A 15505-nucleotide genomic window follows, 5' to 3' on the forward strand; every position below is an offset into this window, starting at 1 on the left:
TATTCGCTAAGTAGTCATTAAGTCCATTCTTCATAACATCTTGCATAAACTATTGAAAGGCAAAAGGTATAAAATGACAAGCGGCCACCCGTGCAGGCTAACTAAGCCTTTAATGCTAAGCAACAAATGCAAATCAAAAAAGCTTAGCGAATAGAAAGAATAGCTATTTGGGAGTATTGTTGGCGGTGTAGGTGCTCCATAAAATCTCCCCTAAAGCCCTATCTATCCTGCGATCGCTTACCATGTTGGCATGAATAATTATAGTAGATAGGTAATATTGTTGTTTGCTAAATTTTTTTAAATTAAAAAGACAATTTGTTTTGGGAATTTTTTAACTCTATTAATCAAGGAGTCATTATAATGGGATGCTTTTTTTTTAACTTTAATCCTTTTAATTGTATAGATCTGCACCCTTGGCGTTTTATTACTGAGGCTCCTCCCTCAATAAAAACGATACCAGAAGAATTGATTGTGCATATTTTTTCTTTTCTCTCCCCCCAAGAGCTTGTGGATGCTCAGCAAGTATGTAAACGCTGGAAAAGAATAGGAGATGAAGAGACATTGTGGAAAAGACATCATCACCAGCATTTTAAAGACAAACCCTTATATATTAGCTTTTTTCTAAAAAAAGCTCGAACTTTTAGGAATAGTTATCTTTTTTATAGCCGCTGGGAATTAATAGACCGGCAAACTAAGTTAGTGGTTGCCTCTTGGCATGCCTCTCCCGAATATAATCCATTTTTATTCCGATTTAGCGAGAATTGACCTTATTGGCCAGGTAGCAGGTAATTGGGCGATAAATGAGCATTTAATAGGTAGGGAAAGCTGGTGAACGCATATACTCTTGAAGGTTTTTGCTATCTTTAACTCTTTACCCCTTGCTTGGTTATAAAGTGTTTTTAGTTGCCTAGGCAGTTTGGCTATCGACTATGGCTGTACTTAAGGCCTATTAGCTTAAGCTTTGTGTAGGGATTACTTTGAAAAAAAGCTAATTTGTGCGGATTAATGCTTTCATTGCCGTCTTAAAACCGAAGGATAGGCTAATTTCCAAGGTGGAAAATCCTGAAGAGGGTCGGTTGGCTGGCCTTACCCTTAAAGCTTAAAAGATGATATTCAACCCCTCTCCTTTAGAGCACCTAGGGAAATAACCAGCTTTTTTTCGCATACCGTTGATTTTAAGCCCCTGTCGCCTTATTACTACTACGTTAAATTTAAGAGGAATCAAAAAATAGCGTCGTAGATGAGTTGTGAATAGCTTGGCAAAAAGGGTAAATGGTAATCCCGACTTTGACAGTTGTTTTCTAAGCATTTAATTATTAAAGGATTGTATTCAAAAATTCAGACACAACATAGGGGGTTGACACGTAGTAGTATTATTTAGGTTTTTAGGAGAAGCTTTTTCTGCGAAAGGAAGCTTAGGGTTAAATGATTATATTTCAACCGATTTTAATCGCCTAAAAAAGCTTTCTTACTCTTTAAACTTCTCCTCATCCATTTCCCTCTTAACGCGGACAGTAATTGGCCAAAATCAATAGAAAGAATAAAATAAGCAGCTTCATAAATTTTTTTATGTTAAAATGGTTGACTGAGTTTGCTAGCCATTTAAAATTGTGGAGAATTTAGCTCGCCTTAATACGATCAAGCTTGATGGGGGAATAAATAAAAATGGCCATTCCAACGCGTACCTATTTAAATGCCCAAGGTGAACTTTCTCCGGAGTGTAAGGTAAATATTGCGGACGAGGTTTTAGTTAAAGCTTATCAAACAATGGTTTTAACACGCCGCTTAGATGAAAGAATGATAACCCTTCAACGGCAAGGAATGATTTCCTTTGCTTTAAGCTCTTTGGGTGAGGAAGCCTGCTCTGTTGCAAGTGCTGCTGCTCTTTCATTTGAAGATTGGCTTTATCCTCAGTATAGAGAAAGTGGCATTATCTTTTGGCGAGGATTTACTCCGCAGCAATATATTCACCACATGTTTTGTAATAAAGAAGATCTTATTTTGGGAAGGCAAATGCCCAATCATTTTGGATCTCGTGCTTTAAATGTTGTACAAGTATCTTCCCCTATAGGTACGCAAATTCCTCATGCTGCTGGCTGTGCTTATGCCATGAAAATTCAAAAAGAAAATACAGTGGCTGTAGCTTATTTTGGTGAAGGAGCCACTTCCGAAGGGGACTTTCATGTAGGCTTGAATTTTGCGGCGGTAAGAAAAGCTCCTGCGATTTTCTTTTGTCGAAATAATGGATATGCCATTTCTACGCCAGCCTCATGCCAGTTTACTAGCGATGGAGTGGCACCCCAAGTGATAGGAAGAAATGTAACGACTTATCGCGTTGATGGTAATGATTTTTTTGCTATTTATGAAGCGGTGTCCCAAGCTAGACAGGCATGCATAGAAGGTCAAGGCCCCGTTTTCATTGAAGCCATGACCTATCGCTTAGGAGCTCATTCTACTTCGGATGATCCTTCGGTTTATCGTCAAGAGAAAGAAGTTTTAGAAAAGCAACTAGCTTGTCCTATCACTCGCTTAAAGAATTTTTTGGAAAAGAAAGGTTTATGGGATGTGCAGCAAGAAAAAAGTTACTTAGACTCTATTAATAAAGAAATTACAGAAGCCATCCAGGTGGCCAAAGAGACCGGTAGGCCTGCTTTACATTCTCTTATAGAAGATGTATATTTTGAAGTGCCAGCTAGCCTTGCAGCTCAGTACGAAGACATCCAATCGCTTTATCATGAATAAACCACCCCATATTTGTTTAGTAGGTTAACATGGCAATCATGAACATTATCCAATCTTTAAATCACACTCTTCATCAAGAGTTTGCACGTGACTCACGTTTGCTAACTTTTGGCGAGGATGTAGGTGCCTTCGGAGGGGTCTTTCGCGTAACCACAGGCTTGCAAGAAAAATTTGGAGAAGAGCGTTGCTTTGATACTCCTTTGGCAGAGGCTGGCATCATAGGTTTTGGCATAGGCATTGCACAAAAAGGCCTTAAGCCTATTTGCGAAATCCAATTTGCCGATTATATCTATCCAGCTTTTGACCAGATTGTCAACGAGATGGCTAAGATGCGCTATCGCACGGGTAACCAGTACAGCAGCGCAATGGTTATACGCACTCCTTATGGAGGAGGGATTCATGGAGGACATTACCACTCTCAATCGCCAGAGGCTTTCTTTCTCCATATTCCTGGCCTGGTGGTAGCAGTAGTTTCTTCTCCTTATGATGCTAAAGGATTGCTTGCTTCTGCCCTTCGCTCCAATGATCCTGTCCTTTTATTAGAACCCAAAAGGATTTACCGCTCTTTAAAGCAAGAAGTACCTGAAGAAGAATATTTAATTCCTTTTGGTCAAGCCCATGTGGAACGTACAGGTAGGGACATAACCTTGATTGGCTGGGGAGCACAGCATCATCAAAATAAGCAGGCGGCAGAGGAGCTGGCCCAGCAAGAAAACATTGATGTAGAAGTTATAAACCTACGTACTTTAAATCCTTTAGATATTCACACCTTGGTAACATCAGTCAATAAGACAGGTCGCTGCGTTGTTTGTCATGAAGCGCCTTTAACTCAAGGTTTTGGTGCCGAGCTCTCGGCGTTGATTCATGAGCGTTGCTTACTAAAACTTCAAGCACCTGTTAAACGTTGCTGCGGCTTAGATACGCCTTTTCCTCATACTTTAGAGAAAGAATATCTGCCTGATACTCCTCGCGTTAAAAAGGCAATTTTAGAAACCCTTGATTACTAAACGGAAGACTCCATGGCTAAAATTCATACCGTAACCTTGCCTGATATTGGGGAAGGGGTTATCGAAGGAGAAGTGGTTGAATGGCTTAAAGATATCCAGGATACCGTCCTGCAAGATGAAGCTGTCGTAATTGTAATGACTGATAAAGCTACTGTAGAACTTCCTTCCCCTTATCCTGGAAAAATCGTCAAGCATTACTATAAGCCTGGAGAGATATCGATTAAAGGAAAACCTCTTTACGATATAGAATTACTTGAAGGGCATACCGCAGTGCCCCCGCCTCAATTTAAGCTTAAAGAAAGTTCTCTCCCTAAGCCTTGTCCTTTGTCTCCACTTGCTCCTAGTCATACTGATGCCTCTGCTCTTGCACCTGAATCGTCAGATGTTTTAGCTCTGCCTTCTACAAGGAAATTAGCTCAAGAAATGGGAATTGATATCTCTCAGATTCAGGGAACGGGCAAAGCAGGCCGCGTAAGACCAGAAGATTTACGTCAATATGTTCGGCCCTTGCCCAAGGAAAATTTAGATACCAGTGTTCTTCGTCTTGAAGGAGATAAAGAGCTTCCTATCATAGGTATTAAAAATTTAATGTACCAGAAAATGGTAGAATCTAAACGTAAAATTCCTCATTTTTCTTATTTTGAAAAAGCTGAGGCGACAAGGCTTGTGCGTTTACGCCAAAAATTTAAAGAAGAGGGGGCTAAGAAGAATATTCAAGTCACTTATATGCCTTTTCTGCTTAAAGCTTTAAGTTTAACTTTAAATAAATTTCCTCAGTTTAATAGTTCGGTGGATCAACATAAGCTGATCATTCATCAGCAGCAGCATATAGGCATTGCCATGGCATCGCCCTTGGGATTAATTGTACCGGTACTTAAAAATGTTCAAGCTCTTTCTTTAATCGATTTGATTTATGCTTATGAAGAACTTAAAAACAAAGCTAATACCAATAAGCTTCAGCCGAGTGAGATGAAAGAAGGGACTATTACTATCAGTAACTTTGGAGTCTTAGGGGATGGGGGGCTATGGGCAACGCCTATCATCAATTATCCTGAAGTAGCTATCTTAGCCGTTAATCGTATTCAAAAACAGCCATGGGCTTGTAATGATCAAGTAGTGCTCAGGGATGTTCTCAATTTATCATGGAGCTTTGACCATAGGATCATAGATGGCGATCAAGCGGCAGCCTTTTCTCATTATTATGCTCATCTTATCAAAAATCCAGCTCCTTTATTGTAAAAATAGCTATCATAAATTTTACAAAAAAATAAGAATGGCTTTTTTTCTGAATAACTTTTCTATTGCTATTTTGCTTATTTTATTTGTAAATTTTTTTTGAGATAGCTAATGTACAATTTATAGGATAGCTTTTAATTGTGCAGGATGAGTATGCCGATGGATTTTATTTTAGCGGGAGCCTTAACATTTGCCGTTTTAGCTTATTTGATATATACCCTACTTCACCCTGAAAAATTCTAAGAGAAGAGTACTTATGTCCTATGCCGATTGGGCTACACTCCTTTTCTTTCCTGCTCTTCTTATTGTGTTAACACCTGTTCTTGGTAGATATATGGCTAAAATATTTACCGGCCAAAGAACTGCCGTGCATTTTTTCTTAGGAGGCTTAGAGCATTTATTTTATCGCCTCAGTAGCGTAGATGCAAAAAAAGAGATGAGCTGGCTTGAATATGCGACAGCTCTTCTTATTTTCAATATCATCGGCTTTCTAGGCCTTTTTTTTCTTCAACTTTTACAACATATCCTTCCTCTTAATCCTCAGCATTTTCCAGCAGTTCCATGGCCATTAGCCTTTAATACTGCGATAAGCTTTATTACTAATACTAATTGGCAAGCCTATGCAGGTGAGACCACAATGAGCTATCTGACGCAAATGCTTGGGCTGGCCGTACACAATTTTTTGAGCGCAGCCACTGGATTGGCTACCTTATTAGCTTTAATTCGGGGCCTTGTGAGCAAAAATACTAAACACATAGGCAATTTTTGGAGCGATCTTATTCGTTCTATCGTCTATCTACTGTTACCTCTTTCTATACTACTAGCTTTATTATTGGTTAGCGAAGGGGTCGTTCAAACCTTTTCTCCTTATATTGAAGTGACTACTTTGGAAAATTCTCAGCAAATCATTCCTCTAGGACCCGTAGCCTCACAGGTAGCTATCAAACAGCTGGGAACAAATGGTGGAGGCTTTTTTAATGCTAATAGTGCACATCCTTTTGAAAATCCTTCCCCTGTTACCAATCTTTTTGAAATGCTTGCTATTTTGCTAATACCAGCAGCTTCCGTATATGCCTATGGAATCTTAATCGATTCCAAAAAGCATGCATGGAATCTTTTCGCTGTTATGATAGCTCTTTGGGTGGTTGGCTTAAGTATTTCCTTCTATGCGGAAAAACTCATGGATCTTGCTATGGATGCCTCTCCTTTCCTCGAAGGAAAAGAGACCCGGCTAGGAACTAACCTTAGTCTTGTATGGGCTATGTCAACCTCAGCTACGTCAAATGGCTCAGTTAATGCTATGCTTTCTAGTCTATCCCCTCTAAGCGGAGGAATGGCTATGCTTAACATGATGCTAGGAGAGATAGTTTTTGGAGGGGTAGGAGTAGGACTATGCTCGATGATCATGTTTGCCATCCTTACAGTTTTTCTTGCAGGTCTTATGGTAGGAAGGACACCAGTGTACTTAGGTAAAAAAATTGAGAGAAAAGAAATGCAATGGCTAATGCTAGCTACTTTGATGCCTAGCTTTCTCATTCTCATAGGGAGTGGACTTTCTTGCATACTGCCAGAAGCCCTTGCTAGCTTAGGAAGCCAAGGTCCTCATGGTTTATCAGAAATTTTATATGCTTTTTCATCGGCTGCAGGTAATAATGGTAGTGCGTTTGCTGGAATAAATGCTAATACACTTTATTACAATCTGTTCTTGGGAATAGTCATGCTAATAAGTAGGAGTTCAATAATTTTGTCTAGCCTTGCTATAGCGGGTTTACTTGCCTCTAAAAGGGCTTCTCCTCATTCTTCAGGGGACTTTTCCATTAGCTCTCCTTTGTTCGCTTTTTTACTTTTATGCGTGATCCTTATCGTAGGAGCTTTAACATTTTTTCCTGCATGGTCGTTAGGTCCCTTAGCGGAGCATCTTTTAATGCTTAAAGGACAGACATTTTAAATTCAGAAAAATTGAGAGATGAAAATAATGTCCAATAAGGGATCAAAACTTTAGGGATAAAGGAGATCGAATGCAGTCCAACCAAAAGAGCTTGTTAACTTTGAAAATTGCTGCAGAGGCTCTTAAAGAAGCAATCAAGATGCTGGCTCCCCAGGATCAATTTAAAAATCCTGTCATGTTTGTGACTTATCTTGGAGCCCTGGCTACCACAAGTTATGTCATCCAGGAGATTTTTTATCAGCAGTTAGCGTGGATTAATTTGCAAATTACCGTTTGGTTATGGTCTACCATCCTTTTTGCTAATTTTGCTCAATCCATTGCCGAAAGTAGAGGAAAAGCACAAGCGGCAAGTTTAAGAAAAACAAAAGTTCAAGCTAATGCTCGTCAAGAGATCAATGGAATAGAGATAAAAATTCCTGCAGACCAGTTAAAAAAAGGGGATGTAATAATTTGCGAAGCAGGGGATATTATTCCTACCGACGGGGATGTCGTGGAAGGGGCTGCTACAATTGATGAATCAGCTATAACAGGTGAATCGGCACCTGTCATTAGAGAAAGTGGAGGAGATAGAAGCGCTGTAACGGCAGGAACTAGGGTGCTGAGCGATCGCCTGCGTATTCAAGTGACTGCAGAGCCCGGAAATAATTTTTTAGACCGCATGATACGCTTAATTGAAGGCGCCAAACGGCAGAAGACACCTAATGAAATTGCCTTGCATATCGTGCTTTCGGCTTTAAGCATTATTTTTCTTATCACCATCGTTTCTTTGAAAGCTTTTGGAGAATATAGTGCCCATGCTTCTAAGCAAGATATTTCCCAACTCCTAACCTTTCCTATTTTAGTGGCTCTGCTAATTTGCTTAATCCCTACGACCATTAGCGCATTGCTAAGTGCGGTAGGAATTGCAGGGATGGATCGTTTATTTAGGCGCAACGTGATAGCTTTAAGCGGCCGTTCGGTGGAAGCTGCTGGCGATATAGATTTGTTGATACTCGATAAAACAGGCACGATTACTATCGGCAATAGAATGGCTACAGCTTTTTTACCTGCTGTAGGCATGGATGAAAAAGCTTTTGCAGAAATTGCTCAGTTAGCTTCTCTATCTGATGAGACTCCCGAAGGCCGTTCTATTGTAGTTCTTGCTAAAAAATTATTTGGCTTAAGGGCTGAATCTTTGGATACAAGAAACTCTATCGTTGTTCCTTTCTCAGCCACTACACGCATGAGCGGTATCGATTTCGTAGACGGTTTAGGAAAGGTTATACGGCGCATACGCAAAGGCTCTACAGAAGCCATTAAAAAGCATCTAACAAGTTTAGGAGGGCATTATCTTGATCAGCTAGATGCTGCTATACAAACTATAGCAAGTAAAGGAGGAACACCTTTATTGGTCAGTGATGAGGATAAAATTGTAGGGATCATTCACCTTAAAGATATCATTAAAGGAGGTATCCAAGAAAGATTTGCGCAGATGCGGCGCATGGGTATTCGTACCGTAATGGTTACTGGTGACAATCAATTGACCGCTGCAGCTATTGCAGCAGAAGCTGGAGTAGATGAATTTATTGCTGAGGCTACACCCGAAATAAAACTAGAAAAAATTAAAAGCGAGCAAGAAAATGGAAGGCTAGTGGCTATGACAGGCGATGGCACCAATGATGCACCCGCTTTAGCTCAGGCGGATGTAGGTGTAGCAATGAATACAGGCACACAGGCATCTAGAGAAGCTGGCAATATGGTAGATTTAGATAGCAATCCTACCAAGTTAATAGACATCGTAGAAATTGGCAAGCAGATGTTGATGACAAGGGGTGCTTTAACAACTTTTAGTATAGCTAATGATGTGGCTAAATATTTTGCCATCATTCCAGCGGTCTTTGGAGCACTGTATATAGGAGATGAAGGAGGCTCTGGGCCTTTGTCGGTACTTAACATTATGGGCTTAAATTCACCTCAGAGTGCTGTTTTAAGTGCTATTATCTTTAATGCCTTAATCATTGTGGCTTTAATACCTCTAGCTTTAAGAGGGATCCAATATAATGCTCAGTCGGCACAGGCTTTGTTAAGAAGTAATCTCCTCATCTATGGATTAGGAGGTCTTGTGGCTCCTTTTGTAGGAATAAAACTTATCGATATTTTAATCACCTTTTTTGGCTTTGTAGAGTGAGAGAGTTTATATGTTAAGAATTTGGACTAGCTTCAAGATGTTTCTGTGGTTAACAGCTTTAACAGGGATTATCTACCCTCTCTTCATTACTCTTATAGCGTATTTAACTCTCAAAAATAAAGCGGAAGGGGATTTTATTTCTTTTAATGGAAAGTGGATAGGGGCTGCTTTGATCGGGCAAAATTTTGAAAGCGATCGCTATTTTTGGGGACGTCCATCGGCAAATAATTATAATCCTTTAGCATCAGGGGGAAGTAATTTAGGCCCTACCAGCGAGACTTTAAAAAAGGTTATTGAAAAACGTACAGTAAAGATAAAAACAACCTACGATGACAGAAAGGATCTCTTAATTCCTAGTGAGCTACTTTTTGCTTCTGCCAGCGGATTAGATCCGCATATTTCTCCGCAGACGGCCTACTTTCAGGCAGAACGGGTAATCAAAGCAAGAGGTTGGAATGAAAATAATAAAGAAGCTATTTTTCGACTCATCGAAGCCTCCATAGAATTGCCGCGTTGGGGCTTCCTAGGCGCACCTTATATCAACGTGCTAAAACTTAATTTAGCTTTAGATGCATGGGATAAAGCTCAAAAGGAATGACAAATTTTATAGAGGGAAAAAGTCACAATAAGCTTTATAATTTTTTAGCTTCTTTTGTCCTAACTCCTCTTTATTTTATAGATTGAGCTAGATTTCTCTAAATTTATAAAAAGATTATCTCTTGATAAAGATTTTTTAAATTATCAAAATCATGTAAGCGTTCACGGGGTATGCCCAGCTTTAGACGCGATCCTGTGGGCATCTGCAATGTCAAAATGCTCGCAAATAGCTGGTTTTTTCCTATTTACTGCCCTTTCTGATTTGTAGTAAGTCTTTAGCATCAATGCCTTAAGTAGAGATGCTCCCTGTGACCGCTTACAAAATCATTTATAATTTAAGCTGTTTAGCTTAAGAACGTAATAAGGATAAACTAACTTTATCCTAAAAAGTTAATAATCGCGAGTGACAGGTGTGTGCACCTATTGTAGGTAAGAAAGAGGCAGCTAAGCTATCCGAGCACTCTAGGTAGCAGCTGCAAATGCTATTTTTTACATTTTAAAGAGAGCATATCAAGAGGCCTATCTTCTTCGTAATCCCTTTTTTTGGGGGGAAGTGGATGGGTTCATTAATTTAAAATAAAATAAAGTAATTTATTCGAACAAATTAATACTTATTTAAGCCGATCGATGCGCCGAAGTTGGGTCAAGCTAACATAACTTAAGCTCAAATATAGCCGATAGCCAAAGTATCAAAATAGCTAGAGAAAAAAGGCTTTGCAGGTATGACTTTAGGCAAGAAAGTTAAAAGTAGGAAAAGGCATGAATGGATGAGCTAGGTGGGATTGTTAATAGCAATGTTGATAAGCAGAGAGTAGTTTGCAGCGAAAAGGATAGGCTAAGAGCCCTGTTTTATTTCTTCCCTGCAAAAGCTTAAGGGGGTAAGGAATATTTGCGCATGCAGAATATAGCTAAGAAAAGATGAAGGTGTAAGCAGCTTTATATGAGGGTATGGATCTATCAAATTTAAGGTGAGAAGTTTTTTGAGCTGCTCTTTATGTAATCATATGCTTAATAAAAAGCTTGCTTTTAAGGAGAAAGCCACTTTGGAAAAAGGCTAATTTCTTTTTGGGTTATGCAGATGTAGCTTCTATAAGCAGCTGTAGCTTCTATAAAAGGTAAGATAAAAGTTTGCCAAACACCAACTACCTCTTGCTCTTGTTAGTAGGGTGCGTCTTAGAGTGAGAAAGAGAGTACTAATATATTAATTTATACGATGTTTTTTAGTTGTATAGAAGGTTAGCTTTTAAAATAAATTCTGTTGATTTTATAAGCCATAGTTGTTAAAATTTAATGAACTTAAAGAATAAATAGGGTCAAAATGAAACTAAGCGGTTTTCCTCAATTATGCATATGGATTGATCGTAAGGCTGACTACGTGCCTTTAATCAGTACAGTGACTAACCTAGTCAATATTTTCCAAAAATGTGTTTATATACCGACCCTGCAAGAAAAAAACTTATCTGTAAGCAAAAGTTATTACCGCTATCTTAATAAAAAAAGTTTTGGCAGGTGCATTGTTTTATTAATCCCCATCTTAGGAAATATATGGGTTGGAGTTTGGGATATTCATCGCTATAGACTCAAGAATAAGAACCCAAAACCGCTAAGAGCAGACCAGACGATTAACTCACCCCAAGATGCGGTGAAAGAAATTAATAATGAATCGGCTCCATTGGTTATTGTTCAAAAAGGTGACTTAACGCTTGACAATCTCAGCGAGAAGTTTAAAAAAGATAAGGCTACCGCCCTTGCTGAGATGCAGAAAAATGGATGGGAGCTTTCTCAAGCTAGAGAAGATTTTAAAAAAGATCAAGATATCGTATTGGCTGCTGTTAAGCAAAGCGGCTTAGTTCTTAAGTATGCTCATCCAGAATTACAAAATAATAAAAATATCGTACTTGCCGCTGTTAGCCAAGATGGTCTAGCCCTTAAATATGCTAGCCAAGAACTTAGGAATGATAAGGAAGTCGTACTTGCCGCCGTCCAGCAAGATAGCTTAGCTCTTGAGTATGCTAGCCAAGAGCTTAAAAATAATAAAGAGGTGGTGCTTGCTGCTGTTAAACAAAATGGCGCATCTCTTAAATATGCTAGCCAAGCGCTTAAAAACGACAGGGAGGTCGTTCTTGCTGCTATTCATCACCAAGATCCGGTCCTCCAGTACCTTGATAAAACGGTGATAAATAATGAGAGATTTGTGCTTGTTGATTTTAAGCATCGGTGCTTGACTATCCAGTATGGGGGCAAAAAAATTAAGAACGACGAAGAGGTCATGCTTGCTGCTGTTCAGCAGGATGGCTTAGCCCTTAAATATGCCAGTGAAGAAATTAAAGATAATAGAAAAGTCGTGCTTGCTGCCATTCAGCAAAATGTATGGGCACTTGAGTATGCCTCCAGGTCTCTAAGAGATGATAAATATCTGCTACTTATCGCTGTTCGGCAAGCTGGCAGTCTACTCTTTTATGCCAGCCCATGGATTAAAAGTAATAAAGATATTGTGCTTGCGGCGGTCCAGCAAGATGGTCTGGCACTTCGGCATGCTGGAGAAGATCTTAAGAATGATAAAGAGGTGGTACTTGCTGCAGTTCAGCAAAACGGCCAGGCTCTTCAGTATGCTAGTCAAGAACTTAGAAATGATAAAGATATTGTGCTTGCGGCTGTCCAGCAAGACGTTCGGGCACTTGAGTATGCTGGAGAAGACCTGAAGAATGATAAAGAGGTAGTACTTGCCGCAGTTCAGCAAAAAGGCAAGGCTCTTCAGTATGCTAGTCAAGCACTTAAAAATGATAAAGATATTGTGCTTGCGGCCGTTCGGCAAGACGGCCAGGCACTTCAGTATGCTGGAGAAGCTCTTAAGAATGATAAAGAGGTGGTACTTGCCGCAGTCCAGCAAAACGGCCAGGCTCTTCAGTATGCTAGTCAAGAACTTAGAAATGATAAAGATATTGTGCTTACGGCCGTCCAGCAAAACGGTCTGGCACTTCAGTATGCTGGAGAAGATCTTAAGAATGATAAAGAGGTGGTACTTGCCGCAGTCCAGCAAAACGGCCAGGCTCTTCAGTATGCTAGTCAAGCACTTAGAAATGATAAAGATGTTGTGCTTGCGGCCGTCCAGCAAAACGGTCTGGCACTTCAGTATGCTGGAGAAGATTTTAAGAATGATACAGAAGTGGTGCTTGCCGCAGTTCAGCAACAGGGCTGCTCCCTTCAATATGCTAGTCAAGCACTGCGAAACGATAGGAAAGTCGTCATGGCCGCTGCTAAGCAAAATGGCATGGCACTTCGTTATGCTAGTGAGCAACTTCAGAAAGATAGAGAGTTCCTTAAGCTATGTAACAAGTAAATGATTAATTGTGCTTCTGCTAGAGAGGGAGTACTCAACAGAAATGCTCTTATTGCTTCAAATTAAAGCGGATATACCATGAATCCTAGCTCTTTTATTACCAGTGAAACCCTACCTAATGAAATACTAGCCCCTCTTTAGTAAATTTAAGATTAACCGATCTGTCCCTTTTACCCCAGAGATTGGACAGCTGCCTGAATGGTTAGATTTTAAGTTAGGCGGAAATCTGCTTAAGGATATTCCCGAGGAACTAAAGCAGCGTTTTAGGCTATAGCTGAAAAGGTACCTGACTCATCACCTGTACTGTTAAAAGGGTAAATTATAGGCTTAGGAGGAACAAATGATAAACGGCTTTAATCATCAGTATGCAGAGGATAGCGGCAACGGAGTAAATTTTTGGGCGCTCCTTCTTCCTTTAAACCTATATTTTTCCTTCATCCTTTAATGGATTCATTCTTAGGACCATAAAGTTATGCTTCCTCTTTGTACTAAAGCTTTGTTATAATCGGGCCAATTATGTATGTGGTAAGGGAAGAGAGCTTTTTTGATAGCTTGCCTATATTCTTGTTTTTGCAAACTAAATTTTATAGCTCTTAAGCGTTAAAGAGCAATCTTATCGTCTACGCTTCTTATCATTTATGCAACAATGCCCATGAAGGGTATATTTAAATGTGATTGAAATTAAGAAATGTTTATCCCGTTTTTTGCTAAAAGATTTTCAATAATTACAGTGTAGCTTATACTCGGATAGTGCATTTTTAATTTTTTGTAGTTAGAGAGCGTTTAAGAAATAAATGTTTTTAAATAGATTAGAAATTTCTGGCATTAAATTTAACTATTTATTTAAAAAAAGATAACCTCTACATTAGGTTAATAAACAATATAAGGTGCCATGCAAATGAATTCTTTATCTAGAGTCTGCCTATTTATAGATCATAAGGCTGACTACGTACCTATCTTTAGCACGGTGACTAATTTAGTCGATATCTTTCAAAAAGCTATTATTTTACTCCTTAAGCAAAAAGAGACCAAAGATCCTTACTATGCTCATCTTAATCAGAAAAGTTTTAGACGATGTGTAGTTTTGTTAATTCCTGTATTAGGAAATATACTGGTGGGGATTTGGGACGTTGCTCATAAGAAAGAAGTTGATAAAAAGATTGGGCATACTGTTGCTCAAAAGAATAACAAAGCCTTTAAGAAGGCTGACCCCCACTTTTCGAATGGTAGAGAATCTGTGCTTACCGCTGTTCAACAAAGTGATTTGACGCTTCAGCCTACTACCAAACAGCTTCGAAGGGATAGGGAAGCCCCTCTTGCTGCTGTTCAGATAAATAGCTTGACCCTTCAGCCTACTACCAAAGAGTTTCAAAGAGATAGGAAAGTCCCTCTTGCTGCTGTTCAGAAAGATGGCTTAACGCTTCAATCTGCCCTACAAGGGCTTCAAAGCGATAGGGAAGCCCTTCTTGCTGCTGTTCAGAAAAATGGCCTGGCCCTTCAATTTGCTCCCGCAGAGCTTCAAAACGATAGGGAAATCGTTCTTACTGCTGTTCAGAAAAATGGCTTGGCGCTTCAGTATGCTAGCCAAGAACTTTCAAATGATAAAGAAATCGTTCTTGCTGCTGTCCAGCATAGCGGTTTGGCGCTTCAGCATGCTAGCCTAAAGCTTCAAAATGATAGAGAAGTCGTTCTTGCTGCTATTCAGCAAGACGATTTAGGGTTTCAGTACGCTAGTCCTGAACTTCGAGATAATAGAGAATTTGTCCTTGCTGCTGTTCAGCATAAGGGTTTGGTGCTTCAGTATGCTAGCCCAGAGCTACAAAATGATAAAGAAGTCGTTCTTGCTGCCGTTAGGCAATTCGGCTGGGCGCTTCAGTATGCTAGTCCCGAGCTTCGAAATAGCAGAAAAGTTGTTTTTGCTGCTGTTAGGCAATTCGGTTGGGCGCTTCAGTATGCTAACCAAGAATTTCGGCATGATAAAAAAATTATTCTTGCTGCTGTGCAGCAAAACGGCTGGGCCCTTCAGTATGCTAGCCAAAAGCTTCAAAACGATAGAGAAGTTGTAGTTGCTGCAGTTCAGTGTAATGGCCGGGCCCTTCAACATGCTAGCCTGGGGCTCCGAAATAATAGAGAAGTTGTAATTATTGCTGTTCAGCAAGACGGTCTGGCGCTTGAGTATGCTAGCCAAAAGCTTCAGAACGATAGGAAAGTCGTTCTTGAGGCTGTTAAGCAAGATGGCTGGGCGCTTCAGTATGCTAGTGAGAAATTGCAGAAAGATGAAGAGCTTCTAGAGCTATCTAGCAAGTAAATGATTTAATCGCATCTTTGCCAAAGGGTGGAATGCTCAAGAAGTGCTGTTATTAATTTGAAACGAGATAGGACTTTGTTTTTCTAAAGATGTTACTTTGCTTCTTGCAAGTATCTAGATCAAACAGGCGCCCTTTTAGCTGAGCTCCTAACTCTTTTTT

10 protein-coding genes are annotated in these 15505 nt (G+C 39.7%); all 10 read left to right on the top strand.

Going from position 1 to position 15505, the window contains the following annotated elements; genetic code table 11:
- Nucleotides 1-360 precede the first annotated feature (360 nt).
- The 10 genes from DB42_RS03600 (at nt 361) to DB42_RS03640 (ending at nt 15345) form a co-directional block, all read left to right on the top strand.
- Nucleotides 361-765 carry an F-box protein gene (locus DB42_RS03600; protein ID WP_044881781.1) on the top strand — a complete coding sequence of 135 codons (405 nt, stop codon included), beginning with the start codon at nt 361-363 and terminating at the stop codon, nt 763-765.
- A 900-nt stretch (nt 766-1665) separates the two neighbouring features.
- Nucleotides 1666-2742 carry a thiamine pyrophosphate-dependent dehydrogenase E1 component subunit alpha gene (locus tag DB42_RS03605; RefSeq protein WP_044881782.1) on the top strand — a complete coding sequence of 359 codons (1077 nt, stop codon included), beginning with the start codon at nt 1666-1668 and terminating at the stop codon, nt 2740-2742.
- Between the two features lie 29 nt (nt 2743-2771).
- Complete coding sequence (locus tag DB42_RS03610; protein WP_044881783.1) at nt 2772-3749, top strand: alpha-ketoacid dehydrogenase subunit beta; 978 nt, start codon at nt 2772-2774, stop codon at nt 3747-3749.
- A gap of 12 nt (nt 3750-3761) precedes the next feature.
- Nucleotides 3762-4988: a dihydrolipoamide acetyltransferase family protein gene (locus DB42_RS03615; protein WP_044881784.1), complete on the top strand. Its 1227-nt coding sequence runs from the start codon at nt 3762-3764 to the stop codon at nt 4986-4988.
- 156 nt (nt 4989-5144) lie between these two features.
- Complete coding sequence (locus DB42_RS11835) at nt 5145-5228, top strand: potassium-transporting ATPase subunit F (RefSeq protein WP_368665340.1); 84 nt, start codon at nt 5145-5147, stop codon at nt 5226-5228.
- A 13-nt stretch (nt 5229-5241) separates the two neighbouring features.
- Entirely contained in the window at nt 5242-6933 is a 1692-nt protein-coding gene (kdpA, locus tag DB42_RS03620; protein ID WP_044881785.1) for a potassium-transporting ATPase subunit KdpA, read from the top strand.
- A gap of 70 nt (nt 6934-7003) precedes the next feature.
- A complete protein-coding gene (kdpB, locus tag DB42_RS03625) occupies nt 7004-9100 on the top strand; it encodes a potassium-transporting ATPase subunit KdpB (RefSeq protein WP_044881786.1) in 2097 nt (698 codons plus the stop codon).
- 10 nt (nt 9101-9110) lie between these two features.
- Nucleotides 9111-9698, top strand: coding sequence for a potassium-transporting ATPase subunit KdpC (gene kdpC, locus DB42_RS03630; RefSeq protein ID WP_044881787.1), 588 nt, complete (start codon nt 9111-9113; stop codon nt 9696-9698).
- A 1317-nt stretch (nt 9699-11015) separates the two neighbouring features.
- Nucleotides 11016-13037, top strand: coding sequence for a DUF4116 domain-containing protein (locus tag DB42_RS03635; protein ID WP_044881788.1), 2022 nt, complete (start codon nt 11016-11018; stop codon nt 13035-13037).
- 898 nt (nt 13038-13935) lie between these two features.
- A complete protein-coding gene (locus DB42_RS03640; protein ID WP_044881789.1) occupies nt 13936-15345 on the top strand; it encodes a DUF4116 domain-containing protein in 1410 nt (469 codons plus the stop codon).
- Nucleotides 15346-15505: the final 160 nt, after the last annotated feature.

It is taken from the genome of Neochlamydia sp. EPS4, assembly GCF_000813665.1.
Classification (GTDB): Bacteria; Chlamydiota; Chlamydiia; order Chlamydiales; family Parachlamydiaceae; genus Neochlamydia.